The organism is Mesorhizobium album, from assembly GCF_033977205.1.
Taxonomy (GTDB): domain Bacteria; phylum Pseudomonadota; class Alphaproteobacteria; order Rhizobiales; family Rhizobiaceae; genus Mesorhizobium; species Mesorhizobium album.
Window position 1 is genome coordinate 192,817 of the sequence record NZ_JAVIIW010000003.1, and the last position, 23,203, is coordinate 216,019.

The 23,203-nt window shown below is 64.4% G+C and carries 21 protein-coding genes and 1 tRNA gene; 12 read left to right on the forward strand and 10 right to left on the reverse strand.

Annotated elements, in window-relative coordinates; all coding sequences use genetic code 11:
* The 3 genes from RFN28_RS04055 (at position 1) to RFN28_RS04065 (ending at position 2,900) form a co-directional block, all read left to right on the forward strand.
* On the forward strand, positions 1–900 hold the full coding sequence (locus tag RFN28_RS04055) for a LysR family transcriptional regulator (RefSeq protein WP_320286085.1): 900 nt from the start codon (positions 1–3) through the stop codon (positions 898–900).
* 134 nt (positions 901–1,034) lie between these two features.
* Positions 1,035–1,703: a DUF1007 family protein gene (locus tag RFN28_RS04060; protein WP_320286086.1), complete on the forward strand. Its 669-nt coding sequence runs from the start codon at positions 1,035–1,037 to the stop codon at positions 1,701–1,703.
* A 6-nt stretch (positions 1,704–1,709) separates the two neighbouring features.
* Positions 1,710–2,900 (forward strand): nickel/cobalt transporter, encoded by a 1,191-nt coding sequence (locus RFN28_RS04065; RefSeq protein ID WP_320286087.1) that lies wholly within the window; start codon positions 1,710–1,712, stop codon positions 2,898–2,900.
* A gap of 67 nt (positions 2,901–2,967) precedes the next feature.
* On the opposite strand, the gene denD is transcribed toward RFN28_RS04065, so the two are convergent.
* The 4 genes from denD to RFN28_RS04085 are packed head-to-tail and all read right to left on the reverse strand — an operon-like array spanning position 2,968 to position 5,877.
* The gene (denD, locus tag RFN28_RS04070) at positions 2,968–3,942 is read right to left on the reverse strand and encodes a D-erythronate dehydrogenase (RefSeq protein WP_320286088.1); all 975 of its coding nucleotides are present in this window, start codon (positions 3,940–3,942) and stop codon (positions 2,968–2,970) included.
* Position 3,943: 1 nt separating this feature from the next.
* Positions 3,944–4,150 carry a hypothetical protein gene (locus tag RFN28_RS04075; protein WP_320286089.1) on the reverse strand — a complete coding sequence of 69 codons (207 nt, stop codon included), beginning with the start codon at positions 4,148–4,150 and terminating at the stop codon, positions 3,944–3,946.
* Positions 4,151–4,195: 45 nt separating this feature from the next.
* Positions 4,196–5,176, reverse strand: a complete 981-nt coding sequence (locus tag RFN28_RS04080) for a cation diffusion facilitator family transporter (protein WP_320286090.1) — start codon at positions 5,174–5,176, stop codon at positions 4,196–4,198.
* A 14-nt stretch (positions 5,177–5,190) separates the two neighbouring features.
* Complete coding sequence (locus RFN28_RS04085) at positions 5,191–5,877, reverse strand: GNAT family N-acetyltransferase (RefSeq protein ID WP_320286172.1); 687 nt, start codon at positions 5,875–5,877, stop codon at positions 5,191–5,193.
* A 101-nt stretch (positions 5,878–5,978) separates the two neighbouring features.
* Here RFN28_RS04085 and RFN28_RS04090 point away from each other — a divergent pair, with 101 nt between their 5' ends.
* Positions 5,979–7,163, forward strand: coding sequence for a pyridoxal phosphate-dependent aminotransferase (locus RFN28_RS04090; RefSeq protein WP_320286091.1), 1,185 nt, complete (start codon positions 5,979–5,981; stop codon positions 7,161–7,163).
* An 11-nt stretch (positions 7,164–7,174) separates the two neighbouring features.
* On the opposite strand, the gene RFN28_RS04095 is transcribed toward RFN28_RS04090, so the two are convergent.
* The 3 genes from RFN28_RS04095 to trhO form a co-directional block, all read right to left on the reverse strand.
* Positions 7,175–7,927 (reverse strand): SDR family oxidoreductase, encoded by a 753-nt coding sequence (locus tag RFN28_RS04095; protein ID WP_320286173.1) that lies wholly within the window; start codon positions 7,925–7,927, stop codon positions 7,175–7,177.
* A 285-nt stretch (positions 7,928–8,212) separates the two neighbouring features.
* A complete protein-coding gene (locus tag RFN28_RS04100) occupies positions 8,213–8,926 on the reverse strand; it encodes a tellurite resistance TerB family protein (protein WP_320286092.1) in 714 nt (237 codons plus the stop codon).
* Between the two features lie 117 nt (positions 8,927–9,043).
* The gene (trhO, locus tag RFN28_RS04105; protein ID WP_320286093.1) at positions 9,044–9,973 is read right to left on the reverse strand and encodes an oxygen-dependent tRNA uridine(34) hydroxylase TrhO; all 930 of its coding nucleotides are present in this window, start codon (positions 9,971–9,973) and stop codon (positions 9,044–9,046) included.
* A 148-nt stretch (positions 9,974–10,121) separates the two neighbouring features.
* Between trhO and RFN28_RS04110 the strand changes: the two genes are divergently transcribed.
* A complete protein-coding gene (locus tag RFN28_RS04110) occupies positions 10,122–10,760 on the forward strand; it encodes a 2-dehydro-3-deoxy-phosphogluconate aldolase (protein WP_320286094.1) in 639 nt (212 codons plus the stop codon).
* 266 nt (positions 10,761–11,026) lie between these two features.
* Here RFN28_RS04110 and RFN28_RS04115 read toward each other — a convergent pair.
* The 3 genes from RFN28_RS04115 to RFN28_RS04125 form a co-directional block, all read right to left on the reverse strand.
* Positions 11,027–11,100: transfer RNA gene (locus RFN28_RS04115), tRNA-Gln, on the reverse strand.
* A gap of 82 nt (positions 11,101–11,182) precedes the next feature.
* Entirely contained in the window at positions 11,183–13,018 is a 1,836-nt protein-coding gene (locus tag RFN28_RS04120) for a peptidoglycan L,D-endopeptidase MepK (protein WP_320286095.1), read from the reverse strand.
* Positions 13,019–13,399: 381 nt separating this feature from the next.
* Positions 13,400–14,929 carry a sigma-54-dependent transcriptional regulator gene (locus RFN28_RS04125; RefSeq protein WP_320286096.1) on the reverse strand — a complete coding sequence of 510 codons (1,530 nt, stop codon included), beginning with the start codon at positions 14,927–14,929 and terminating at the stop codon, positions 13,400–13,402.
* A 145-nt stretch (positions 14,930–15,074) separates the two neighbouring features.
* Between RFN28_RS04125 and RFN28_RS04130 the strand changes: the two genes are divergently transcribed.
* The 7 genes from RFN28_RS04130 to omp10 all read left to right on the forward strand — a co-directional run bounded on the left by RFN28_RS04130 (position 15,075) and on the right by omp10 (position 23,031).
* Complete coding sequence (locus RFN28_RS04130; RefSeq protein WP_320286097.1) at positions 15,075–16,913, forward strand: M3 family oligoendopeptidase; 1,839 nt, start codon at positions 15,075–15,077, stop codon at positions 16,911–16,913.
* A 360-nt stretch (positions 16,914–17,273) separates the two neighbouring features.
* Positions 17,274–18,002 (forward strand): helix-hairpin-helix domain-containing protein, encoded by a 729-nt coding sequence (locus RFN28_RS04135; protein WP_320286098.1) that lies wholly within the window; start codon positions 17,274–17,276, stop codon positions 18,000–18,002.
* Positions 18,003–18,169: 167 nt separating this feature from the next.
* On the forward strand, positions 18,170–19,315 hold the full coding sequence (locus RFN28_RS04140) for an aminodeoxychorismate synthase component I (RefSeq protein WP_320286099.1): 1,146 nt from the start codon (positions 18,170–18,172) through the stop codon (positions 19,313–19,315).
* The gene (locus RFN28_RS04145) at positions 19,264–19,926 is read left to right on the forward strand and encodes an aminotransferase class IV family protein (RefSeq protein ID WP_320286100.1); all 663 of its coding nucleotides are present in this window, start codon (positions 19,264–19,266) and stop codon (positions 19,924–19,926) included. Before RFN28_RS04140 ends, RFN28_RS04145 begins: the two co-directional genes overlap by 52 nt.
* 37 nt (positions 19,927–19,963) lie before the next feature.
* Positions 19,964–20,899 (forward strand): heme-dependent oxidative N-demethylase family protein, encoded by a 936-nt coding sequence (locus RFN28_RS04150; RefSeq protein ID WP_320286101.1) that lies wholly within the window; start codon positions 19,964–19,966, stop codon positions 20,897–20,899.
* 126 nt (positions 20,900–21,025) lie between these two features.
* Positions 21,026–22,471, forward strand: coding sequence for a homospermidine synthase (locus tag RFN28_RS04155; RefSeq protein WP_320286102.1), 1,446 nt, complete (start codon positions 21,026–21,028; stop codon positions 22,469–22,471).
* A gap of 188 nt (positions 22,472–22,659) precedes the next feature.
* Positions 22,660–23,031, forward strand: a complete 372-nt coding sequence (gene omp10 / locus RFN28_RS04160; protein ID WP_320286103.1) for an outer membrane lipoprotein Omp10 — start codon at positions 22,660–22,662, stop codon at positions 23,029–23,031.
* The last annotated feature ends 172 nt before the right edge of the window (positions 23,032–23,203 follow it).

Genomic DNA, 23,203 nt, shown 5'->3' on the forward strand with positions numbered 1-23,203 from the left:
ATGGATACGTTGACCCGCATGCGCGCCTTCATAGACGTGGTCGAGGCCGAAGGCTTCTCGGCCGCCGCGCGCAAAATCGGCCGCTCGAAGGCGCTGCTATCGAAATATGTGCGCGAGCTGGAGGACGAGCTCGGCGCGTTGCTTCTGAACCGCACCACGCGGCAGTTCTCGCTGACCGAAGCCGGCCACACCTACTACCAGCGCGCCTCCGAGATCGTGCGCGAGGTCGACAGCCTGGCGGATGCCGTGCGCGAATCCTCCGGCGACGTGCGCGGCCGCATCAAGCTTTCGGCGGCGCGCACCTTCGCCGACGCGCCGATCGGCCAGTCGCTGATCGACTTCGCCAAGCAGCACCCCGACATCGTGCTCGACATCCAACTCGACGACCGCTTCGTCGATCTGGTCGAGGAGGGCTTCGACCTTGCCGTACGCATCTCGCGGCTTGAGAGCTCCTCGCTGATCGCCAGGCGCCTGGCGCCGTTTTCGGTCAAGCTTTGCGCGTCGCCGGAGCTGATCACCAAGCACGGCATGCCGACGCGGCCGCAGGACCTTGCCAACATGCCGTGCATCGTCGACACCAACGGCCGCTCGCTCGGCAACTGGCGCTTCAAGGGCGACGGTGAAGATTCGGTGAGCGTCACGGTGTCGGGCCCGATCGAAGTGAACAGTCCGATGGCAGCGAGAGCAGCCGCCGCATCGGGCCTGGGCTTCGCCATGCTGCCGGATTTTATCGCCGCGCCCGACGTCGCAAGCGGCCGGCTGGTGAGCGTGCTCGACGACCGCATTCTCTCCGGCAGCGGCATCTTCGCCGTTTACCCGCACCGCCGCTACCTGCCCGCCAAGGTCCGCGTCTTCGTCGATTTCCTGGTGCACTGGTTCAGGACGCGCGACGCGGCTTGATGCATGTCGCCCGGAAGTGTCCAGCGTTCCGGACAACGACATGCATCAAAACGAATAAAGCGCGCGTCCCAATTTCGCCCGCTTTATGATAACTCTCGAAGCCACTCCCTAAGTCGATGGAATCGCAATCCGGAATGCACCTGAAACGGCAAGCAACCATGCTGGCTTCGGCCGCAGCAATGACATTTGCCGCGATCGAGCCGGCCGAGGTGCATCCGCACGTCTTTGCCGAGGCTCGTCTCGACGTGATCCTGAGCGAGGATCACCAAAGTGTGAAAGCGCTGCGGCATCTGTGGCGTTTCGACGATCTTTTTTCGAGCACGGTGATGATGGAGTTCGACAAGAACTCCGACCTGAAGCTTGACGACAACGAGCTCAAGGAAGTGGCCGACACGGTCCATTCCTCGCTGGCCGAGTTCAACTACTTCCAACTGGTCACGCAGGACGGCAAGGACGTGCCTATGGTGCCGCCGCCGCATCTGATGGCAAACTTCGACAACGACCAGTTGATCATCCTGTTCGAGTCCGAACCGAAGACGCCGATCAAGCTCGCCGGCAAGATCGACATCGGCGTCTACGATCCGACCTTCTACACCGCGATCGACTTCACCGACGACGCCAACCTCACCGTCGAGGGCCTGCCCTCGAACTGCACCAAGAAGGTGATCCGTCCCGATCCGGACGAAGCGATCAAGGAAAACCAGAAGACCCTGACGGACGCGTTCTTCAACGATCCGACCGGCACCGACATGAGCAAGATCTTCGCCACCAAGCTCGAACTGAACTGCCCGCCAGAAGGATAATCGGTGATGAAACCATCGCTGCGCTTGGCGCTCGGCCTTGCAGCTGCCACCCTGGTGATGACGCATCTGCCCGGCGCCACCCATGCCCAGAGCTCGCTCGGCATCGGCACCAATGACGGCATGGCCCCCAGCACCTCCGGCCCGTTCGCCCACATCCTGATGTGGATCAACATGCGCCAACAGGAATTCTACCATTCGCTGGCAGCCGCGATGAAGGCGATGCGTCAGGACGGCAGCAAGCTCTGGCTGTTGGTCGGCCTCTCCTTCGCCTACGGCATCTTCCACGCCGCCGGACCCGGCCACGGCAAGGCGGTGATCTCGTCCTACATGGTCGCCAACGAAGTGGCGCTGAGGCGCGGTATCATGCTCTCCTTCGTCTCGGCGCTGCTGCAGGGCCTGACCGCTATCGTCGTCATGATGCTTGCCTATTTCGTGCTGCGCGGCACCGCGGTGTCGATGACCGATGCGGCATGGTTCCTCGAAATCTCGAGCTATGTACTGGTGACCCTGTTCGGCGCCTGGCTGCTCTGGCGCAAAGCGGGCCCGGCCATCCTTCGGCTGTTCGGCGCCGGTCCAGCCTACAGCCTGTCGGCGGCGCATGCCGGCCATTCGCATGGCGGGCATTCACATGCGCACTCGCATGCGGGACATTCTCACGCCCACACACACTCCCATGCAGCGCACGTCCACGCGTCGCACGCGCAACACGACCATGATCATGCGGCGCATTCGCATGCGCACAGCCACGAGACGCATGATCACCACCATCATGATCACACGGCGCATCATCACCACGACCATGGTCCAGGCGAAGTCTGCGAGACCTGCGGCCATTCGCATGCGCCCGACCCGGCGCTGCTTTCGGGCGACCGCTTCGATTGGCGCACCGCCTGGTCGGCGGTGGCCGCTGTCGGCATCCGCCCCTGTTCGGGCGCGCTGATCGTACTGAGCTTCGCGCTGCTCAACGGGCTCTGGATGGGTGGCCTGCTGTCGGTGCTGGCGATGTCAATCGGCACCGCGATCACCGTCTCGGCGCTCGCGACGCTCGCAGTGACAGCCAAGAACTGGGCGGTTTATTTCGCCGGCGACGGGCGTCTCGGCAACCGCATCCACTCGATCGTCGAGATCGGCGGCGCGGCCTTCATCTTCCTGGTCGGGCTGCTGCTGCTCTCGGCCGGCCTGACGGCCGGCGGATGACCGACCGACAGCGCCGGTAGTGCGCTGGGCCGCAACAGGCCGGCCTCACCTGAATATCCCGCACATCTTAGGCGATCTTGCCGCCCAGCTCGTCTTCGATATGCGCGCGGATGATTTCGTCGAAACTCGTCTCGGCGGCAAAGCCGAGCTCGCGCGCCCTGCGAGATTCGAACCGCGTCGGCCAGCCTTTGACGATCGCCCAGATCGTCTCGTCGGGCTCCTCGCGGATCCGCTTCGCCACTTCGGGTCCGGCAGTGCGCTCCAGCGCCTCGATCTGCTCGCCGACCGTCACGGCGACGCCCGGCATGGTGAGGTTGCGGCGCGGCCCGACGGCATCGCCGTCGATCTCCGCCGCATGGATCAGGAAATTCACCGCCGAGCGCGGGCTGGCATGCGTGTGCAGCACCGAGCGCGGCACTGGCAGGATCGCTTCCTGCCCAACCAGCGGCTCACGGATGATGCCCGAGAAGAAGCTCGACGCCGCCTTGTTGGGCTTTCCCGGGCGCACGCAGATCGTCGGCAGCCGGATGCCGATGCCGTCGAAGAAGCCGCGCCGCGTGTAGTCGGCAAGCAGCACCTCGCTGATCAGCTTCTGCGTGCCATAGGAGGTGAGCGGCGTGGGGTGGAACTCGTCCGGGATGACATCCGGGAACGGCGCGCCAAAGACAGCGATCGATGAAGTGAAGACAAGGCGCGGCGCGAGAGCCGCCAGCCGCACGGCGTCGAACAAAGCGCGTGTGCCGTCGAGATTGACGCGGTAGCCGAGATCGAAATTGGCTTCCGCCTCGCCGGAGACGATGCCGGCCAGATGGAAGATGACATCGGGACGCGAGGCGACCAAGCTCGCCGCCGCGCCCGGCGTGGAAAGATCGCCGGTGTGGATCGAGACGTCGACGCCTGCGAGCGTCGGCGCCTGCGGCGGCACGATGTCATGCAGATCGAGCGCCGCGATTTTACGCCCGCGCAGCGCACCGTCCTTGGCCAGCCTTGCGATCAGCTTGCGGCCTACCATGCCGGCGGCGCCGGTGATCAGAATTCTCATTTCAGCGACCTTTCTTGCGCTGGCTGCGTCCGCGCAGCCAGAAGACGACGAACAGCGCCACCATGAAGATTGCGGCAACGATTGCCGCAAGCACCGTCGAAACGCTGCCGGCGGCCAGCATTATGGTGGGCAGGAAATAGGCGGCGAGCCCGAAGAGCAGCAGTATACAAGCCGCGGCGATCGCCGCGTTGCGTGTATCGCGATCCATCAGGCGCCGTCCCTCGATCCGAAGCTCTTCAAGCTCATCACCGGCTCAGTGATAGTGGCGGCGATCGCGAGGCGCATCATGCGCATGGTCATGATGATGGTCGTGCTCGTGATGGCCGTCGGCGCAGAGCCCGAATTCGGGCTCCACCGTGGCGTGATCGATGCCGTGCTTCATGGCGAGCCGCTTCTTGATGGCGCTTACCGCCACATGCGGGTCGACGCCGTCATTGAGGCAGGCATGCAGCGTCGCCATGTTGCTTGTGCCATCAAGCGACCAGACATGCATGTGATGCACCTCGCGCACGCCCTTGACCGCGGCTTCCAGATCCCTGGCGATGAGGTCGCGATCGAGGCTTGCCGGCACGCCTTCGAGCAGCACATGCGCGGCCTCGCGCATCAACGACCACGCCGTCGACAGGAGCAGCAGCGAGACCAGCACCGACAGGATCGGATCGATCGGCGTCCAGCCGGTCGCCAGGATGACGAGCGCCGCCGCGATTGCCGCGGCCGAGCCAAGCAAGTCACCCAGCACATGTAGGATGGCGCCGCGCATGTTGAGGCTCTCGCGGTCGCCGCCATGCAGCACGAAGAAGGCGGCGATGTTGACCAGCAGGCCGGCGACCGCCACCACCAGCATCGGTCCGCCCAGCACCGGCGCCGGGTGCATCAGCCGCCCCCAGGCTTCGTAGACGATCCAGAGCGCGATGACGAAAATGGCGATGCCATTGGTATAGGCGACCAGCGTCTTCACCCGGGCGAAGCCGTAGGTGAGACGCCCGGTCGCCGGGCGTCCGGTGAGATGGTAGGCGTACCAGGCGAGGCCAAGCGCGATCGCGTCCGCCAACATGTGGCCGGCATCCGCAAGCAGCGCCAGCGACCCGGTGATGAGGCCGCCCAGCACCTCCGCGACCATGAAGCCGGCTGTCAGGCAGGTGGCGATCAGCACCCGCTTCTTGTCGGTCGACCCATGCACGTGACCGGCGCCGTGGCTGTGCGCATCTGCGCCGTGCCCGTGATCATGCGCCATCGTCGAACTCCTGTTTACGCGCCGAACTCGGCGCGGAAATCCTCGAGCCGCCGCCTCTGGCGGCCTTCGCCATCGAAATTCGCCGGATCGAGCCAGGCCTCATAGGCCTTGCGCAAAGCCGGCCACTCCTTGTCGATGATCGAATACCACGCGGTATCGCGGTTTTCGCCTTTTACCACAAGATGCTGGCGGAAGATGCCTTCGAACTTGAAGCCGAAACGTTCCGCCGCGCGCTTCGACGGCTCGTTGCGGTTGTTGCATTTCCATTCGTAGCGACGATAGCCGAGCTCGTCGAAGGCATATTTGGTGAACAGGAACTGCGCTTCGGTGGCCTGCGGTTTGCGCGAGATCAGTGGCCCCCAATAGATGTTGCCGATCTCGATCACGCCGTTGGCGGCATCGATGCGCATCAGCGTCTGGCGCCCGGCGACCTTGCCGCTCGCCTTGTCGATGACGGCGAAAAACAGCGGATCCTCGCTCGCCTCGACCTTGTCCAGCCACGGCTGGAAGGCGGCGCGGGTTTCCGGCGGATAATCCGGCAGCCAGGCGAAGCGGCCGCCGGCATCGGGCACCGACGAGGCTTGATAAAGCCCGTCGCCATGCCTTGCTGCGCTCAACGGCTCGAGCCTGACGGTGCGGCCTTCAAGCACCTTTCGTTCCGGACGCGGGCGCGGCCGCCAGTCTTTGAGATTTTCCGACACCCCAATATTTTCCGACACGGAGAACTCCAATCCGTTTGACTTTTGGGAAGAGACGCTCACAAAAACGCTCGCCCACAGAAAGAACCACAGGGACGGGAAAAATGCTCCACACGATCGCGGCCTTCGACCGTCTTGGCGAGGAAAATGCCTTCGCAGTGCTCGCGCGCGCCACTGCACTTGCCCATCAGGGCCGCGACATCATCAACCTCGGCATCGGCCAGCCCGACTTCAAGACGCCGCAGCACATCGTCGAGGCGGCGATCAAGGCGCTGCGCGACGGTCATCATGGCTACACGCCTGCCAACGGCCTGCTCGCCACCCGCGAGGCGGTTGTGCGCCGCACGCTCACCACCACCGGCGTCGAGGTATCGCCCGAAAGCGTGATGATCCTGCCCGGCGGCAAGCCGACCATGTTCGCCGCGATCCTGATGTTCGGCGAACCGGGGGCGGAGATTCTTTATCCCGATCCCGGCTTTCCCATCTATCGCTCGATGATCGAGTTCACCGGCGCGGCGCCTATTCCGGTGCCGATCCGCGAGGCGAACGGTTTTGCCTTCTCGGCTGAGGAGACGCTGGCGCTGATCACGCCGAGGACGAGGCTCCTGATCCTGAACTCGCCGGCCAATCCGACCGGCGGCGTCACCCCGCGGGCCGAGATCGAGAAGCTGGTCAAGGGACTGGAGAAGCACCCTGAGGTCGCGATCCTCTCCGACGAGATCTACGACGTCATGACCTATGACGGCGAGAAGCACTGCTCGCTGCTCAATTTTCCGGAAATCCGCGACAGGCTGATCGTGCTCAACGGCTGGTCGAAGACCTGGGCGATGACCGGCTGGCGCATGGGTTGGTCGATCTGGCCGAACGGAGAAAAGGGCGCCTATCTCTACGACAAGGTGCGCAAGCTGGCCGTCAACTGCTGGTCATGCGTCAACGCGCCGAGCCAGTATGCCGGTATCGCCGCGATCGACGGCCCGCAGGACGACGTCGAAAAGATGATGCGCGCCTTCGACAACCGCAGGAAGATCGTGGTCGAAGGCCTGAACGCGCTTCCCGGCATTTCCTGCATCACGCCGAAGGGTGCCTTCTATGCCTTCCCCAACGTATCGAAGACGGGCTGGAAGGCCAAAAAGCTCGCCTCCGCGCTGCTGGAAGATGCCGGCGTGGCCTTGATCGGCGGCCCCGACTTCGGCGTGCTCGGCGAAGGCTATATCAGGCTCTCCTACGCCAATTCCGAGGAGAACATCCTGCGCGCGCTGGAACGTATCGAGGCGTTCTTGAAGAAGTAAACCTCAGCGCCTCACCCGCGGCCGACGAATGGCATCTTCGTCGCCATCACCGTCATGAACAGCACGTTGGCGTCAAGCGGCAGGCTTGCCATGTGGAGCACCGCATCCGCCACGCGCTGGACGTCCATCACCGCTTCGGCGGCGATGGAGCCGTTGGCCTGCGGCACGCCGACCGTCATCGGCTGTGCCATTTCGGTCAGTGCATTGCCGATGTCGATCTGGCCGCAGGCGATGTCATAAGGGCGGCCGTCGAGCGCCAGCGTCTTGGTGAGTCCGGTGATGGCGTGCTTGGTCGCCGTATACGGCACGGAGCCCGGGCGCGGCGCATAGGCCGATACGGAACCATTGTTGATGATGCGGCCGCCCATCGGCTTTTGCCGGCGCATGACGCCGAAGGCCGCGCGGGCGCACAGGAACGAGCCGGTGAGATTGACGCCCACGACATCGTTCCAGACCTCCACCGGGATCTCGTCGATCAGCGTCGACTTGTAGCCCATGCCGGCATTGTTGAAGAGCAGGTCGACGCGCCCGAACGCCTCGACCACGGTCTCGAACATGTCGTCGACTTCGTCGGCCTTGCTGATGTCGCAACCGACCGCGAGCGCATTGGCGCTCGTCTTCCCGGCCTCGGCGATCGCCTCCTCGAGCAGTGTCTTGCGGCGGCCGCAGAACACGGTGTTCCAGCCGGCCTGGAGCAGCGCCGTGGCGACACTCTTGCCGATGCCGGTGCCGGCGCCGGTAACGATGGCGGTTTTCTCTGTCATGGCGGTCATCGTCGTCCTCCCCAGCCCATTTCTGGAAGAAGATGTGGCATCGCAAATGATGAGGGTCGTGGCAAGCGGCTCTTGTCGACGAAAAGGGCTGGTCGACGAAAAGGGAGTGGCCGACAAAAAGGGCGGTCATTGGCGACCGCCCCGATCTGAACCGCGCTTGGGAGGAGGAAAGAAAGCCGGTCCGACTGTTAGAATCATGCGCTTGCTGGGTTAATGAAAGGTTAACGCCTTGACGCGGTCTTTTCGTCCACCCTGCCCTTATCGCCGCAATCCGGTTTAAGCTCCGGCCGGCGCCTTCGCCGCTGACACGGTCGCCTCGACATGGTCGACCAGCGCGTCCGGCAGGCCGAGGCGGCCGGCAAGCAGGTCGAGATAGCCGCGCTCGGTGCGGGTGTCGGGATCGATGGTGAGGCGCGACGCGGTGTAGAGTTCGAGCTTCTGCGCATCGGTCTTGGCGCTGGCGATCAGCGCGTCGAGGTCGAGCGGGCGCTCGAGCTCGGCCATCAGGAATTGTTCAGCTTCGGCGCCGATGCCGGCGAGCTTGAGCTTGTCGGCGATCTTCTGCCGCTCCTCGTCATCGACATGGCCGTCCGCCTTGGCCGCCGAGATCATCGCGCGCACTAGGGTAAGCGTGAACTCGGCCTCGCCTTGCGGCGCCTGGGAAGGGTGAAAGGCGGTGTCGGCCGGCGGCGGCAAAAGTTCCGGCTCGCCCGCGGCTGGCGTCTGCGCCGGCTCGGCGCCGTTCTTGTAGTTCTGGTAGGCCTTGTAGGCTAGGCCGCCGATGGCGGCCAGGCCGCCGAGCTTGATGGCGGCGCCCGTCACCTGCCGGCCGGTGCCGGTGCCGAGCAGCACCGCGGCCAGCGCGCCGGCGGCGAGCGGATTGTCCTTCGCCATCTGCACCGCCTGCCCGGCCTTGTCGCGAACGGTCGATCCCGTGCCAGGAATTTGCGATCCGAGAAGGTCGTCGAGCAGCTTCTTGGGGTCGAGCATCAATGCCTCCAGAATTGGCCCGGCCGAATGCGCCCGGGCGGGGTTTCGGATCGGCAAGACGTAGGCCCCGCGCCTTGACATTACAATGACGGGCGACCGTTTTGTGGAACCGGCGCCTCAGCTTCCGATATGGCGCCGGCCGCCGCGCGCCTGCGCCAGCTCGACCTGGCGATGCCGCTCGGCATAGCGGGCGCGGTCTTCGTCCGAGCGCGCTTCGAAACAGTGCGGGCATGAGACGCCGACCGTATATTTCGGCGACAGCCGGTCCTCGGCTGTCAGCGGATGCCGGCAGGCGCGGCAGAGTTCGGCGTCGCCTTCGGCCAGCCCATGCGACACCGACACGCGCTCGTCGAAGACGAAGCACTCGCCCTGCCACAGGCTCTCTTCGGCCGGCACCTCTTCGAGATATTTCAGGATGCCGCCCTTGAGATGGAAGACGTCCCTGAAGCCCAGCGACTTCACATAAGCCGTCGCCTTCTCGCAGCGTATGCCGCCGGTGCAGAACATCGCTACCTTGCGGCCTTCGAGCTCTTTGCGGTGCTCCTCGACCCAGGCCGGGAACTCGCGGAAGCTGGTGGTCTTGGGATCGATGGCGCCCTTGAAGGTGCCGATCGACACCTCGTAGGCGTTGCGCGTGTCAACCACCACCGTGTCGGCATCCGAGATCAGCGCATTCCAGTCGGCCGGCGCGACATAGGTGCCTGCGCTGGTCGCCGGGTCGATGTTCTCGACGCCCATGGTGACGATCTCGCGCTTCAGCCGCACTTTCATGCGGTGGAACGGCATGTCGGCGGCGTTGCAGTATTTGACTTCCAGGCCGGCAAGGCCTTGGATGGCCTGGAGGTGATCGATAAGCGCGGCGATTGCCTCCTCGCTGCCGGCGACCGTGCCGTTGATGCCTTCATGCGCCAGCAGCAGCGTGCCCTTGATGCCGCGTCCGCAGCAGAAGGCGGCGAGCGGCGCGCGCAGGGCTTCGTACCGGTCGAGCCGCGCAAACTTGTAGAGCGCGGCGACGCGGACCGGCTGAATTTCCCTGGCTGTTGTCATGGCTATGCCACTAGACCGTGCTGAAAGCCGTTTCAAGCCAGAGTGCACGAGTGGTTTGCGGCGTGACATCGCGACACGCCCGCCTTCGTGGACTTGGAATACCCCTTCTGCTAATCGGTTGAAATCGATCAAACGGAGAGACAAGCCAATGACCAGCAAGACCGAAAAGCTCCTGTCGCTCCTCAACGGCCAGCCGGTCATCCCGGTGCTCAAGATCGCCAATGTGGCCGACGCCGTGCCGCTCGCCCGCGCTTTGTCGCGCGGCGGCCTGAGGGCAATCGAGATCACGCTGCGGACTGCCGACGCGCTGGAGGCGATCCGCCACGTCGCGGCCGAGGTCGAGGATGCGGTTGTCGGAGCCGGCACAATTCTCGATGCCAAGCAGTTCGACGAGGCGGCACGCGCCGGCTCGAAATTCATCGTCAGCCCCGGCATCACCAGCCAGCTTCTCGATGCTGCGAAGGACAGCCCCGTGCCGCTGCTGCCCGGCGCCATCACGCCCGGCGAGATCATGGCCGCGCGCGAAGCCGGCTTGCGCTTCTTGAAATTCTTCCCTGCCGAGCAGTCGGGTGGCATCGCTTCTTTAAAGGCCTTCGCCTCGCCGCTCGCCGACGTGAAGTTCTGCCCGACCGGCGGCATAACGGCCAAGAATGCCGCCGACTATCTCAGCCTGCCCAATGTCATCTGCGTCGGCGGCTCGTGGGTCGCGCCCGACGACCTCATCAAGGCCGGCAAGTGGGATGAGATCGAAGCCCTCGCGCGCGAGGCGAGCAAGCTCGCCAAATAAAGCTCTCTGCGCTTACCAGGGCAGCGACCCGTTGTCGTCGAAATAGGCGCCGGTCGGGGCGTCGGCATCCGGCGTAGCAAGCCGCACGACGATCTCGGCTGCCTGCTGCACCGTGCCGTGACCTTTGTGTCCCGTTGAGGGTATCCGTTGAGATCCGTCGCAGTGTGGCCGGGAGCGGCGGTGTTGCCGATGACCCCTTCCGCACTACGACAGGTTTAGGCTTGTGTCATTGCGCGCTGTCGCCAACAGGAAGCGCGGCCGCCGACTGGTTCCCGCTCATGGATTCGAACCACGATTCACGCCTTCAAAGGGCGCTGTCCTACCATTAGACGAAGCGGGAGACCGGGCGGTCAAGGCAAGCACGCATGAAAAAACAAAAGCCGCGCCGTTGTCCAACGCGGCTTGCGGTACCTGCGGGCTCGCTATTTCGTCTGGAAGCGGGCGACCGAAAGGAACTTCACGGCGTTACCGGTGAAGCGGCTGGCATCGGGCGTCTGGGCATCCGTCTGGAAGCCCGCCGTGTAGACCTCGCTCGGCGGCGTGTGCACGATGTTATAGGCATAGCGCGGCGCGGTCGTCGGGTCGGAAACGGTGGCGATGTTCACTCCGCTGCCCAGCGCCCAGCGCGCTGCCTGCGGCGGCGTCGCCACCACCATCGCCTTCGGCCCGGGCTTCAGATCGTTGGCCGAAGCCCTCGCCTCTTTGCGGGTCGTCTTCACACCGGCGCCGATCGCCTGCGCAGGGTCCGTGCCGGCCGGGCGGGCGGCTATGGCTTGGCGCGGCGAGGCCGCGTCGAGCCCCGACGGATCGTTGAATGCCGAGCGAGGCTGCGGCTCCGACAGCGAGGCGACCTCATATTCGGCTCCGCTCGCACCGGCGGTTGCGTTGGCCTGTTCAAGCACAGCCTTGATCTCGTCCGGCTTGTTCGCGTCGGGACGCGCGGTCGGCAGCACCGAGAAGGCATCGGTCGCGCTCTTGTCCTGCGAGGCCGTCTCGGCCAGCGCCAAAAGTACGTTCTTGTCCTTGGGCGCGAGTTCCGTCGGTAAATCGGGCCGCCAGGTCGGCAACGGAACATTGTTGACCGCGAGTTGCGCAGGATCGGCCCCAACCTTTGCCGCGCCAGCATCAGCCATGCCGAATGGTACATTGACCGGCGGCTGCGCGGTCGCCACCGCCTGCTCGGTCGTGGCCGAGGCGTCCGCCGTGGCGAACGGCACGTTCTCAGGCGTCTGCTGGCCGACATCCGCCTTCGGCCTCGGCGCGAAGGCAGGCAGCGGAATCTCCTTCGGCGGCAGCGCGGCGATAATGGTCTCGGGCGTATCCTGCTGCGGCTGCGAATCGTCGGCGCTGTCATTCGCGATCTGCGGGATGTTGGCGCGCTTGGCGTCCTGCGGCGCGACAACCGCGATGCTCGGAAGGTTGCTGCTCTTGGCCGGCGCAACCTGCTTCACAGCCTTCGGCTGGGGCGCGGGTTCGGCGCTCGCGACATCGGCGCTGTCGTCGGCCTCGTCCTCGCCGCCGCCGCCAAAGAGAGCAGCAAGCAGACCGCCGGACCGCTTGGTCGAGCCGCCGGCGCTAGCCAGTTCGATGTTGGGGGTGCCGGCGCCCTTGCGCGCCTTGTAGGAGGCCAAAGCCTGTTCATAGCCCGGCAGCGGCCGGCCATCGCTCGGCACGTGCAGCGTCTTGCCGTTGGGGAACAGGCTGACCAGCTCCTGACGGCTGATGCCCGGCCAGTGGCGGACATTGCCGACGTCCATATGGACGAAAGGCGAGCCAGAAGTCGGATAGTAGCCGACGCCGCCGCCCTGCATCTTGAGCCCGATGTTGCGCAGTTTTTTCAGCGGCACGCCGGGAATGTAGAAGTCCATCGCCTTGCCGAGCATGTGCTGGCTTTTCTCGGCGACGCCGCGGCTGCGGCTGCGCAGCATAGCGTTGGTGGACGGCGAGCGATAGCCGCAGACGACTTGGATATAGTCCGTCGCGCCGCTCTCGCGGTAGGCTTCCCACACCAGATCGAGGAGCCGCGGATCCATCTTGGTCGGCTCGTTGCGGCGCCAGTCGCGCAGGATGATGTTGATCTTGCGCAAACCTTCCGGATCGTAGCGGCCATTGCGCTTGTACACGATCTCGGCCTTCTCGTGCGTATGCAGGTGATAGAGCTTCAGCGTGCGGACTTCGGCCTTCGCGCCGGAAGCGGCTACCGAAAGGAACCCGACAGTCAAAATCACAAACGTCAGCCACCTCGGCCAGACGCTCATGTGAAAATGCCGCCCGTTTGTCTGTCGTTCGACTTGGTTCAAATCAAAAGGCCTTGCAGGCTGACCGTTTGTCCCCGGATTTGCCCAAACGGATGCGTGGTTCTCACATCCGAATATCGATCCTAATGGTTAATCATCGCTTATTGAAGCCGAAATGAGGTAACACAGTGGCGATATCCCGTCAAAAATGATGCACCGTGTTTCGTGGTAAATCACTGGTTTAGATCAATAATTCGGCTCACACTGGAACACGATCTGTTACCGTTTGCCTTAAATGCGTGATCAACGGCGCGCAAGATGCTGAAAAACAGCGGCTTGCGCGCCGGTAAGCGACAATTTGACTCGGATTTTAGGATGCCAAGCTGGACTCAGGCTTGCGTCTCAGGAGGCGAGCCGGTCGAGACGACCCGCTTCGGGATCAATGCCATATTCCTTCAACTTGCGGTAGAGCGTTGAGCGGCCGATGCCGAGGCGACGCGCCACTTCGCTCATCTGGCCGTTATAGTGGTCGATCGCAAGCTTGATCATCTCGAGTTCCACGTCGGCCAGCGCCCGCACGTTGCCGCGCTCGTCCAGGGCCCTGAGCGTGCCGAAGCGGGGCTGCAGCCGTGCCGGGGTCTCGCTCTCGGGCAAGGCGGCTCCAGCCCCGTTGGAGGCGGCTTGATCGATTGGCGGCGGCCCGGCTATGGCCGATGCCGGTTCGCCGCCGAGGTCGACCGTGCCTTCGACCTGCGCGCGGATTTGCGGAAATTCCTCTTCGGTCAGCAACTCGCCTTCGGCGAGCACGGACGCCCTGAACACCGCATTTTCGAGCTGGCGGATGTTGCCCGGCCAATCATAGGCCTGCAGCATTGCCAGCGCCTTGGGCGATATGCCGCTGAGACGGCGGCGCGGGTCGGCCGACGCGACCTTCTCCATGAAATGGCGGACAAGATAGGGGATATCGTCGCGCCGGTCGCGCAGCGGCGGCACGAAGATCGGATAGACGTTCAGCCGGTAGAACAGGTCCTCGCGGAATTTGCCGTCCTTGACCTGCTGCAAAAGGTTGCGGTGCGTCGCCGAGATCAGCCTGATATCGACCTTGACGGTCGAACGGCCGCCGACTGGATCGACCTCGCCCTCTTGGACGGCGCGCAGGAGCTTGACTTGGACGTCGAGCGGCAGGTCGCCGATCTCGTCCAGGAACAGCGTGCCCGAATGCGCCTCGACGAACTTGCCGGTGTGCTTGTCGGTCGCGCCGGTGAAGGAACCCTTCTCATGACCGAACAGGATCGATTCGACGAGATTGTCGGGAATGGCGCCGCAATTGACGGTGACGAAGGGTTTTGAGCGGCGGTCGCCGCTGCCCTGGATGGCGCGCGCCACCAGCTCCTTGCCGACGCCGGATTCGCCTTCGATGAGGATCGGGATGTTGGAGGCCGCCGCCTTCTGCCCGAGGCGGATCACCCGGTCCATCGCCGGGCTGCGCGTGATCAGGTCCTTGAAGGTGAGATGGCCGCCGCGACGCCGCGACGTGCGCTTCATCTCGTCCTCGACAGCCTCGACCTTCAACGCATTGGAAATCGACGTCTGCAGCCGATCGGGCGAGGCAGGCTTGACGACGAAATCGAAAGCGCCGTGGCGCATGGCCGACACTACGGTCTCGATACCGCCCTGCGCGGTCTGCACGATGACCGGAAGGCTGATCGCGCGCTCGCGCATCGCCTTCAGCACGCCGATGCCGTCGAGGCCGGGCATGACGAGGTCGAGGATGACGACCGACACCTCGCGCGCGTTCGGTCCGTCAAGCACATCCAGGCCCGCCTCGCCGCCGTCCGTGACGATGGCGCTGTGGCCGAATTTCGTCACTGCGGCCTCGAGCAGCCTGCGCTGCACGGGATCGTCATCGACTATGAGTACGGAACCTGTCATGACTGCACTGGCTGCCCGGCCCTAAGAAATCCCCATGGATCATCTTGGCACAGGGTTCTAAATAAGGTTTCAAAAAACCCGGTGAACGAATTCCTTAGGATTTGACCGGCTTCTCCTTTCCCTTTGATTTTGGAAGGTATTGTTGATGCGCATGATGTTTGGTCGGCGGCTTGCGGCGACAGCGTCCGGTCACGGCGCGATGGAGCTTGGCGATCTGCCGGAATGGAACCTCGCCGATCTCTATTCCGGCATGGAGGCGCCGGAGCTGAAGCGCGACATCGCCCGGGCGGCAGGCGATGCCATCGCCTTCGAGGCCCGCTGGAAGGGCACTTTGGCCGCCGAGGCCGGGCGCGGCGCCGCCGGCAGGCTCGGCGAGGCGCTGAAGACCTATGAGGCGCTGGAGGAACTGATCGGCCGCATCGTCTCCTATGCCGGGCTGGTCTATGCCGGCAATACCGCCGATCCGCAGCGCGCCAAGCTCTATGGCGACATCCAGGAGAAGATGACCGATGCCAGCGCGCATCTCTTGTTCTTCGCGCTGGAGCTCAACCTGATCGACGACGCTGCGATCGAAAGCGCGCTTGCGGCCGACGCGGCCTTCGCCCACTACCGGCCCTGGGTGCTCGACCTCAGGAAGGACAAGCCATACCAGCTCGAGGACCGCGTCGAGCAGTTGTTCCATGAAAAGTCCGTCACCGGACGCGGCGCCTGGAACCGCCTGTTCGACGAGACGATGACCGACCTGCGCTTTGATGTCGACGGCGAGGAACTGACGCTGGAGCCGGCGCTGAACCGGCTGCAGGACTCCGATGGCGAAGTGCGCCGCCGCGCCTCCGAGGCGCTCGCAGCGACCTTTCGCAAGAACCTGCGCACCTTCACGCTGATCACCAACACGCTGGCCAAGGACAAGGAGATCTCCGACCGCTGGCGCGGCTTCGAGGACATCGCCGATTCACGCCACCTCGCCAACCGTGTCGAGCGCGGCGTGGTCGACGCGCTGGCGGCGGCCGTGCGCGAGGCCTATCCGCGCCTCTCTCACCGCTACTACGCGATGAAGGCGCGCTGGCTCGGCATGGATGTGATGAACCATTGGGACCGCAACGCGCCGCTGCCCGAGACCCCGCAGGCGGTGATCCGCTGGGACGATGCAAGGGATACGGTGCTTTCGGCCTACCGGCGCTTCTCGCCGGAGATGGCGGAAATCGCGCGGACCTTCTTCGATCGCAAATGGATCGATGCGCCTGTGCGGCCAGGCAAGTCGCCTGGCGCCTTTGCCCATCCGACGGTGCCTTCGGCGCATCCTTACGTGCTGCTCAACTACATGGGCAAACCGCGCGATGTGATGACGCTGGCGCATGAGCTCGGCCACGGCGTGCACCAAGTGCTCGCCGCCGGCCAGGGCGCGCTGATGGCGTCCACCCCGCTGACGCTGGCCGAGACGGCCTCCGTCTTCGGCGAGATGCTGACCTTCCGTTCGCTGCTCGACCAGACCGCCGACCGCCGCGAGCGCAAGGCGATGCTGGCCCAGAAGGTCGAGGACATGATCAACACGGTCGTACGCCAGATCGCCTTCTACGAGTTCGAGCGCAAGGTGCATGCCGAGCGTCGCAACGGCGAGCTCACCTCGGACAGGCTCGGCGAGTTCTGGCTGGAAGTGCAGGCCGAGAGCCTCGGGCCGGCGATCAAGCTGCGCGACGGCTACGAGGTCTTCTGGACCTACATCCCGCACTTCATCCATTCGCCGTTCTATGTCTATGCCTATGCCTTCGGCGATTGCCTGGTGAACTCGCTCTATGCCGTCTACCAGAATGCCGAGCGCGGCTTTCAGGAGAAGTATTTTGAGATGCTGCGCGCCGGCGGCACCAAGCATCACTCGGAGCTTCTGGCGCCCTTCGGCCTAGACGCCACCGACCCTGCCTTCTGGCAGATCGGCCTTGGCGTGATCAGCACGCTGATCGACGAGCTGGAAGCGCTCGACAAATGACGGGCGTTCGCCCGGCGGCGTAGACCGGAGTAATTTAGCCGGAACGCATATTTATGGCGCTCTATTCTTGGCCTAAATACCTGTTCTTCAATAACTCTCGACCGCATTTTTCAATTAGCTTTCCGCAAGCCGTATGCTAGCGTCCGGCCCCAAGCTCAGCCGGACGCAACGCCAGGGCCAGAGACGGCCTTAGCTGCGCTTCGGCGAATGCGACGATCGCCGTCGGCCGTAGCCGGAGGAGAGCCAAGCGCCGACAGCTCGATTTGAAGCGGCTGTTCCGCCGACCGCGGAACGATTGACGATCCCCGCGGCGAGCCCGCCATTCCGGGCCGCGTCCGCCCGATCGGACTGGAGAGGGAAATGAGCACTTTCTTCTACATGCTCCTGGCGTTCGTTGTGGGTGTCCTGGTTGGCTGGTTCCTCTGGGGCCGCCTGCGCGGCGAGCTCGATAGCCTGCACGGCGATCTCGATCGCACGAAGAGCGAACGCGACAGGTTGCGCGCCGATGCCGACCGGCTGACCGGCGAACTCGACGCAGGTGGACGCGCCCGCGCCGATCTCGAGCGCAAGCTGCGCGAGGCGCCTTCCGCGCCCGCCAAGGCTGGCGCCAGCAAGGCCGCCGCGCCCGCGCCGGCGGCGCTGACGTCGGCCCCGGCAGCGGCTAAATCATCGCCGGCAAAATCGTCCGGAGCAAAATCGGCTGCGACCAAACCCGCTACGGCGAAGCCGGCAGCGGCCAAGACGGCGCCCGCGCCGAAGCCTGCGGCCAAAGCCGTTGCACCGAAGGCAAGCGCGACGCAGAAGAAGGCTGCCGCGCCGAAGGCAGCCGCCGGTAAGGCCGACAATCTGCGCCGGCTGATCGGCATCGGTCCGGTCAATGAAAAACTGCTCAAAGGCCAGGGCGTCACGACCTACGCCCAGATCGCCGCCTGGACCGAGGCCGACGTCAAGCGCATCGAGGAGGTGCTCAATTTCGACGGCCGCATCGCGCGCGAGAAATGGATCGAGCAGGCGAAATTGCTGGCCGCGGGCGACGAGGCGGAATTCGCCCGCCGCTTCCCAACGGCGGGCACCGCCAGCAACACCTAATCGCGGCAATCGGCCCAAAGAGGCGGCGTCCATGGCGGGCGCCGCCTTTGTTTGGGACCGATGTTGTACCAAGGGACGACTTTGCGCCGCCCGACGCCGTTCCCTCGATTGCGCCTGAACAAACCCCCATATAGAGCGGTCGACGGCGCCATTGACCTCCGAAGCCTATGTCCCTGCCCTCCGCAATCTTCCGCAATGACGAGACGGCCCGCCAGCTCGTCTTCGACAAGCCGCGCGAAATCATTGTCGCGCGCAACGCGGACGAATTCACGCCGGCATTGGAAGCCGCGCAGGCGGCGTCCGACGCCGGCAAATGGCTGGCCGGCTATTTCTCCTACGAGGCCGGCTACCTGCTCGAGCCGAAGCTGGTGCCGTTGTTGCCTGAGGGCCGCCGCGCGCCGCTGATCTGTCTCGGCGTCTTCGACGCGCCGCTCGAACAGGCCGTTCCGCAGAGTTCAAGCCCCGCCAGCAATGGGCCGATCTTCGACGCCAGGGCAGCCTGGTCTGCCAAGGACTACGCCGCCCGCTTCGCTCGCCTGCACAACCACATCCGCAAAGGCGACTGCTACCAGGGCAATTTGACCTTTCCTGTCCATGCGCAATGGTCGGGCGATCCGCTTTCCGCCTTCGACGCGCTGACCGGGCGCCAGCCGGTGAAATACGGCGCCCTGATTTCGCTCGGCGATCCGATCGTTCTGTCGCGCTCGCCGGAACTGTTCTTCGAGATCTGTGCGGACGGCATGATCGAGACGCATCCGATGAAGGGCACGGCGCCGCGCGGGGCAACCAAGGCCGAGGACGCGCGGCTGAAGGCGTTCCTGCGCAACGACGAGAAGAACCAGGCCGAGAATCGCATGATCGTAGACCTCCTGCGCAACGACATCTCGCTGATCAGCGAGGTCGGCACGCTGGAAGTGCCGGAGCTGTTCCGCATCGAAACCTATCCGACCGTGCATCAGATGGTGAGCCGGGTGCGGGCGAAGCTTCTGCCGGATGTCGGCATCCGCCAGGTGTTCGCCGCGCTCTTTCCCTGCGGCTCGATCACCGGCGCGCCGAAGATTCGCGCCATGGAGATCCTGCACGATCTCGAGGGCGTGCCGCGCGATGTCTATTGCGGCGCCATCGGCTGGGTCGCGCCCGGCGGCACGATGCGGTTCTCGGTGGCGATCCGCACCATCTCGCTCTTTGCCGATGGCGAGGCCGTCTACAATGTCGGCGGCGGCGTCGTCTTCGATTCGACGGCCGATGAGGAGTATCGGGAGTGTCTTCTGAAAGCGCGCTTCGCGGCGGGGACCGTGCCGATTTCGAGCTGATCGAGACCATGCGCTGGGAGCCGGGCTCCGGCTTCCTGCGCTTCGAGCGCCACCTTGCCAGGCTTTACGCTTCGGCGGCGGAGCTCGGCTTTGCCTGCGATCCGCAGCGGATCGGCGAAGTCCTTTCGAGCACCGTCGGCGGACAACAGATCGCTCTTCGTATACGCCTCGCTCTGCAGCGCAATGGCGAGGCGACGGCATCGGCGCAGCCTTACGAACCGCTCGCTGCGGACAAGGTCTGGCGGCTGCAGCTGGCGCGCGTCCGCCTCGATTCCGGCAACATGCTGCTGCGCCACAAGACCAGCCGCCGCGAAACCTACCAGCGAGCGCGCGCCGAATATCTGGTCACGCGGGCCGACGAGGTGCTTCTGGAGAACGAGCGCGGCGAACTCTGCGAAGGCACGATCACCAATGTCTTCGCCGACTTCGGCGACGGCGTGCTGGTGACGCCACGGCTTGATTGCGGCCTACTGCCTGGCGTATTGCGCGGCGAGCTTCTGGACGAAGGCCGCGCGGCGGAAGCGATCTACACTTTTGATGATCTGAAGTCGGCCAAGGCCATTTTCGTCGGCAACTCACTGCGCGGATTGATCCCTGCGCGACTTGGCTGACACTGAAGCCGCCCAGGATTTTCTGTTTGAAGCAAGAATGACCATTCGCCAGCCGACCCATACGCCCTATGACGGGTCCTCGAAACTCTTCACCATCGGCCTGAAGCCGCTCGATCTCGACCGCTGGATCGAGGTCGATCAATTCCTCTTGCCCCATCTCGCCGAGAAGCGTCGGCTTTACGCGGAGATCCCGGAAAAGATCTTTGTCGAGGAAGGCGATAGTCGCGACGCGCAGCAAGAAGTGCTGGACCTTCTCGCCGCCCACCTTCCAGCAAAATATCCGGAGACCCACCGCGGCGCAGGCTCGGGCGTCGAGGTCGTCGGCCTCCAAGGAGCGATCGATGCGCTGCCTCCCGAATTGAGCGGAGCGCCACTCGCCCAAGCGTCCCTGCTCGTCCAGGAGGATCTGATCCTGATGCGCCGCGACGAGCGCGGCTGGCGGCTCGCGGCCGGATCGCTCTGCTTTCCCTCGTCCTGGTCGCTCCTGGAAAAATTCGGCAAGCCGCTGCAGCAGATCCATGCACCGGTGCCGGGCTTCGGCCCCGGCTCGCGGCCCGCGGAGATCATCAACCGCATGTTCGACGGACTGCAGGGCCAGGCGGTCGAGCGCTTCAACTGGTCGATCCAGGCGGGCGATGCGCTCTATCACCCGCTCTCCAACATCCAGCGCATCGACCGCGCCACCAACCGCCCGACGCGCTTTCCCGATGGCGATATCAACGCCCACGCCTTCATGCGCGTCGAGCGCCAGACGCTGCGCAAGCTGCCGGTGTCGCGCGACATCCTCTTCACCATCCGCATCCATCTCGACCCACTCGCGGTGCTTGTCCGCCACCCCGACAGGGCCGCGCTCGCGGCCTCCTTCGCCGACCAGCTCAATGCCCTCGACCAGGCCCAACTCGACTACAAGGGCCTGACCGCCGACCGCGACCGGCTTGCCGCATACCTCGCCGGCATGGCCAGGGCGGCTTAACCAAACCGCCACGCCGGCTTAGCCGGCGGTTGGCGCTTTTTTACTGGTTTGTGACAATGATCTGTGGTGTAGGGCTACCGGCGAAATGCCGGGCTTTCCCAGAGTTTTGAAGGAGTGTGCGAAAAAATGGCGAATGAAAACTGGCCCGTTTACGGTGAAATCACCGGCCCTGTCGTGATGATCGGCTTCGGCTCGATCGGACGGGGAACGCTGCCGCTGATCGAACGCCATTTCAAGTTCGACAAGTCGCGCATGGTGGTCATCGACCCGGTCGACACTGACCGCAAGCTGCTCGACGAGCGCGGCATCACCTTCATGCAGGATGCGATCACCAAGAAGAACTACAAGAAGCTGCTGACCCCGCTTCTCACCCATGGCGGCGGCCAGGGGATGTGCGTCAACCTGTCGGTCGACACCTCCTCGCTCGAACTGATGAAGCTCTGCCGCAAGCTTGGCGTGCTCTACATCGACACCGTGGTCGAGCCCTGGCTCGGCTTCTATTTCGACGAAACGGCCGACAATGCCTCGCGCACCAACTATGCGCTGCGCGAGAGCGTGCGCCAGGAGAAAGAGAAGAACCCCGGCGGCACCACGGCGATCTCCTGCTGCGGCGCCAATCCCGGCATGGTCTCGTGGTTCGTCAAGCAGGCGCTGGTCAACCTCGCCACCGATCTCGGGCTCGAATTTGCCGTCCCGGCGGAGCACGACCGCGAGGGTTGGGCGAAGCTGATGCGGAAGGCCGGCGTCAAGGGCATCCACATCGCCGAGCGCGACACCCAGCGCACCAAGAAACCGAAACCGATGGACGTGTTCTGGAACACCTGGTCGGTCGAAGGCTTCATCTCCGAAGGCATGCAGCCGGCCGAGCTCGGCTGGGGCACGCATGAGAACTGGATGCCGAAGAACGGCAGGAAGCACAAGAACGGCTCGCAGGCGGCGATCTTTCTGGAGCAGCCCGGCGCCAACACGCGCGTGCACAGCTGGTGCCCGACGCCCGGCTCGCAATACGGCTTCCTGGTGACGCACAACGAGTCGATTTCGATCGCCGATTTCTTCACCGTGCGCGGCAAGAAGGGCAAGGTGCAGTATCGCCCGACCTGTCACTATGCCTACCATCCCTGCAATGACGCCGTACTGTCGCTGCACGAGATGTTCGGCGCCGCCGGCAAGGCGCAGCCCGTCCACCACGTGCTCGATGAGAACGAGCTGGTCGACGGCGTCGACGAGCTCGGCGTGCTGCTCTACGGCCACGACAAGAACGCCTACTGGTACGGCTCGCAGCTGTCGCTCGCCGAGGCGCGCAAGCTGGCTCCCTACCAGAACGCCACCGGCCTGCAGGTCACCTCAGCGGTGCTCGCCGGCATGGTCTGGGCGCTGGAAAATCCGGCTGCCGGCATCGTCGAGGCCGACGAGATGGATTTCAAGCGCTGCCTGGAAGTGCAACTGCCCTATCTTGGACCGGTCAGGGGCTATTACACCGACTGGACGCCGCTCGATAACCGCCCGGGCCTTTTCCCGGACGACCTCGACAGGGACGATCCGTGGCAGTTCCGCAACATCCTGGTGCGATAGCAGCTTGGGCAACAGCTCCCGCCGCCTTGCAATCGCCCGGAAATCGGGCGATTGAAGACGGGCGGCCTAGAGCGACGTGCGTCCCTTCGGACGCACAAAGTGCGCTCTAGCACTTTGAACGGACGCATCGTGCTTTCCGAAAATCGCAAAGCGATTTTCGGGCCGATGCGAGAGGAGAGGATTTTCAAATGACCATTGCGCGCAAATTGCTTTCGGCAGGCGCTGCGGCAAGCCTTTTGGCGGCTGCGGCCTGCACCACCGGCCCTTCGGAACCGCCGATGTCGGCGGCGCCCAAGGGCGTCGAGGGCAACTGGATCGATGCCAAGGGCACCGGCCTGTCGACCTTCTCGGCCGGCAACTTCACCACCGTCGCCACCGATACCGGGCAGAAACTGTCCGAAGGCAGCTACACCATGACCGGCCCGACCTCGGTCGAGATCCACGGCACCTCGCTGATCCGCCAGACGCCGGTCAGCTTCAACTGCCTGATGATCTCGACCAGTCAGCTCAACTGCACCAGCGCCAGCGGCCAGAATTTCGTGCTGACGCGCCGGGCCTGAGCCGGTAAAGATCGACCTCCTCAAGGACGACGGTGCAAGCCGCCGTCCTTTTTTGTGCCGGCAAACCTGTTCCCGATTTCCGCTTGCATCGGCCAAAACGCGATGTGAACATGACCCGAAGCTGACTGTTATCTTCCAGTCAAGCGAGGGCTTTAAGCACTTCAGGTCAGCT

Excerpts from the sequence above, each read along its gene's own strand:
- RFN28_RS04055 (WP_320286085.1), top strand. The coding sequence starts at position 1 with ATGGATACGTTGACCCGCATGCGCGCCTTCATAGACGTGGTCGAGGCC.
- RFN28_RS04060 (WP_320286086.1), top strand. The coding sequence starts at position 1,035 with ATGCACCTGAAACGGCAAGCAACCATGCTGGCTTCGGCCGCAGCAATG.
- RFN28_RS04065 (WP_320286087.1), top strand. The coding sequence starts at position 1,710 with ATGAAACCATCGCTGCGCTTGGCGCTCGGCCTTGCAGCTGCCACCCTG.
- denD (WP_320286088.1), bottom strand. The coding sequence starts at position 3,942 with ATGAGAATTCTGATCACCGGCGCCGCCGGCATGGTAGGCCGCAAGCTG.
- RFN28_RS04075 (WP_320286089.1), bottom strand. The coding sequence starts at position 4,150 with ATGGATCGCGATACACGCAACGCGGCGATCGCCGCGGCTTGTATACTG.
- RFN28_RS04080 (WP_320286090.1), bottom strand. The coding sequence starts at position 5,176 with ATGGCGCATGATCACGGGCACGGCGCAGATGCGCACAGCCACGGCGCC.
- RFN28_RS04090 (WP_320286091.1), top strand. The coding sequence starts at position 5,979 with ATGCTCCACACGATCGCGGCCTTCGACCGTCTTGGCGAGGAAAATGCC.
- RFN28_RS04095 (WP_320286173.1), bottom strand. The coding sequence starts at position 7,927 with ATGACAGAGAAAACCGCCATCGTTACCGGCGCCGGCACCGGCATCGGC.
- RFN28_RS04100 (WP_320286092.1), bottom strand. The coding sequence starts at position 8,926 with ATGCTCGACCCCAAGAAGCTGCTCGACGACCTTCTCGGATCGCAAATT.
- trhO (WP_320286093.1), bottom strand. The coding sequence starts at position 9,973 with ATGACAACAGCCAGGGAAATTCAGCCGGTCCGCGTCGCCGCGCTCTAC.
- RFN28_RS04110 (WP_320286094.1), top strand. The coding sequence starts at position 10,122 with ATGACCAGCAAGACCGAAAAGCTCCTGTCGCTCCTCAACGGCCAGCCG.
- RFN28_RS04120 (WP_320286095.1), bottom strand. The coding sequence starts at position 13,018 with ATGAGCGTCTGGCCGAGGTGGCTGACGTTTGTGATTTTGACTGTCGGG.
- RFN28_RS04125 (WP_320286096.1), bottom strand. The coding sequence starts at position 14,929 with ATGACAGGTTCCGTACTCATAGTCGATGACGATCCCGTGCAGCGCAGG.
- RFN28_RS04130 (WP_320286097.1), top strand. The coding sequence starts at position 15,075 with ATGCGCATGATGTTTGGTCGGCGGCTTGCGGCGACAGCGTCCGGTCAC.
- RFN28_RS04135 (WP_320286098.1), top strand. The coding sequence starts at position 17,274 with ATGAGCACTTTCTTCTACATGCTCCTGGCGTTCGTTGTGGGTGTCCTG.
- RFN28_RS04140 (WP_320286099.1), top strand. The coding sequence starts at position 18,170 with ATGTCCCTGCCCTCCGCAATCTTCCGCAATGACGAGACGGCCCGCCAG.
- RFN28_RS04150 (WP_320286101.1), top strand. The coding sequence starts at position 19,964 with ATGACCATTCGCCAGCCGACCCATACGCCCTATGACGGGTCCTCGAAA.
- RFN28_RS04155 (WP_320286102.1), top strand. The coding sequence starts at position 21,026 with ATGGCGAATGAAAACTGGCCCGTTTACGGTGAAATCACCGGCCCTGTC.
- omp10 (WP_320286103.1), top strand. The coding sequence starts at position 22,660 with ATGACCATTGCGCGCAAATTGCTTTCGGCAGGCGCTGCGGCAAGCCTT.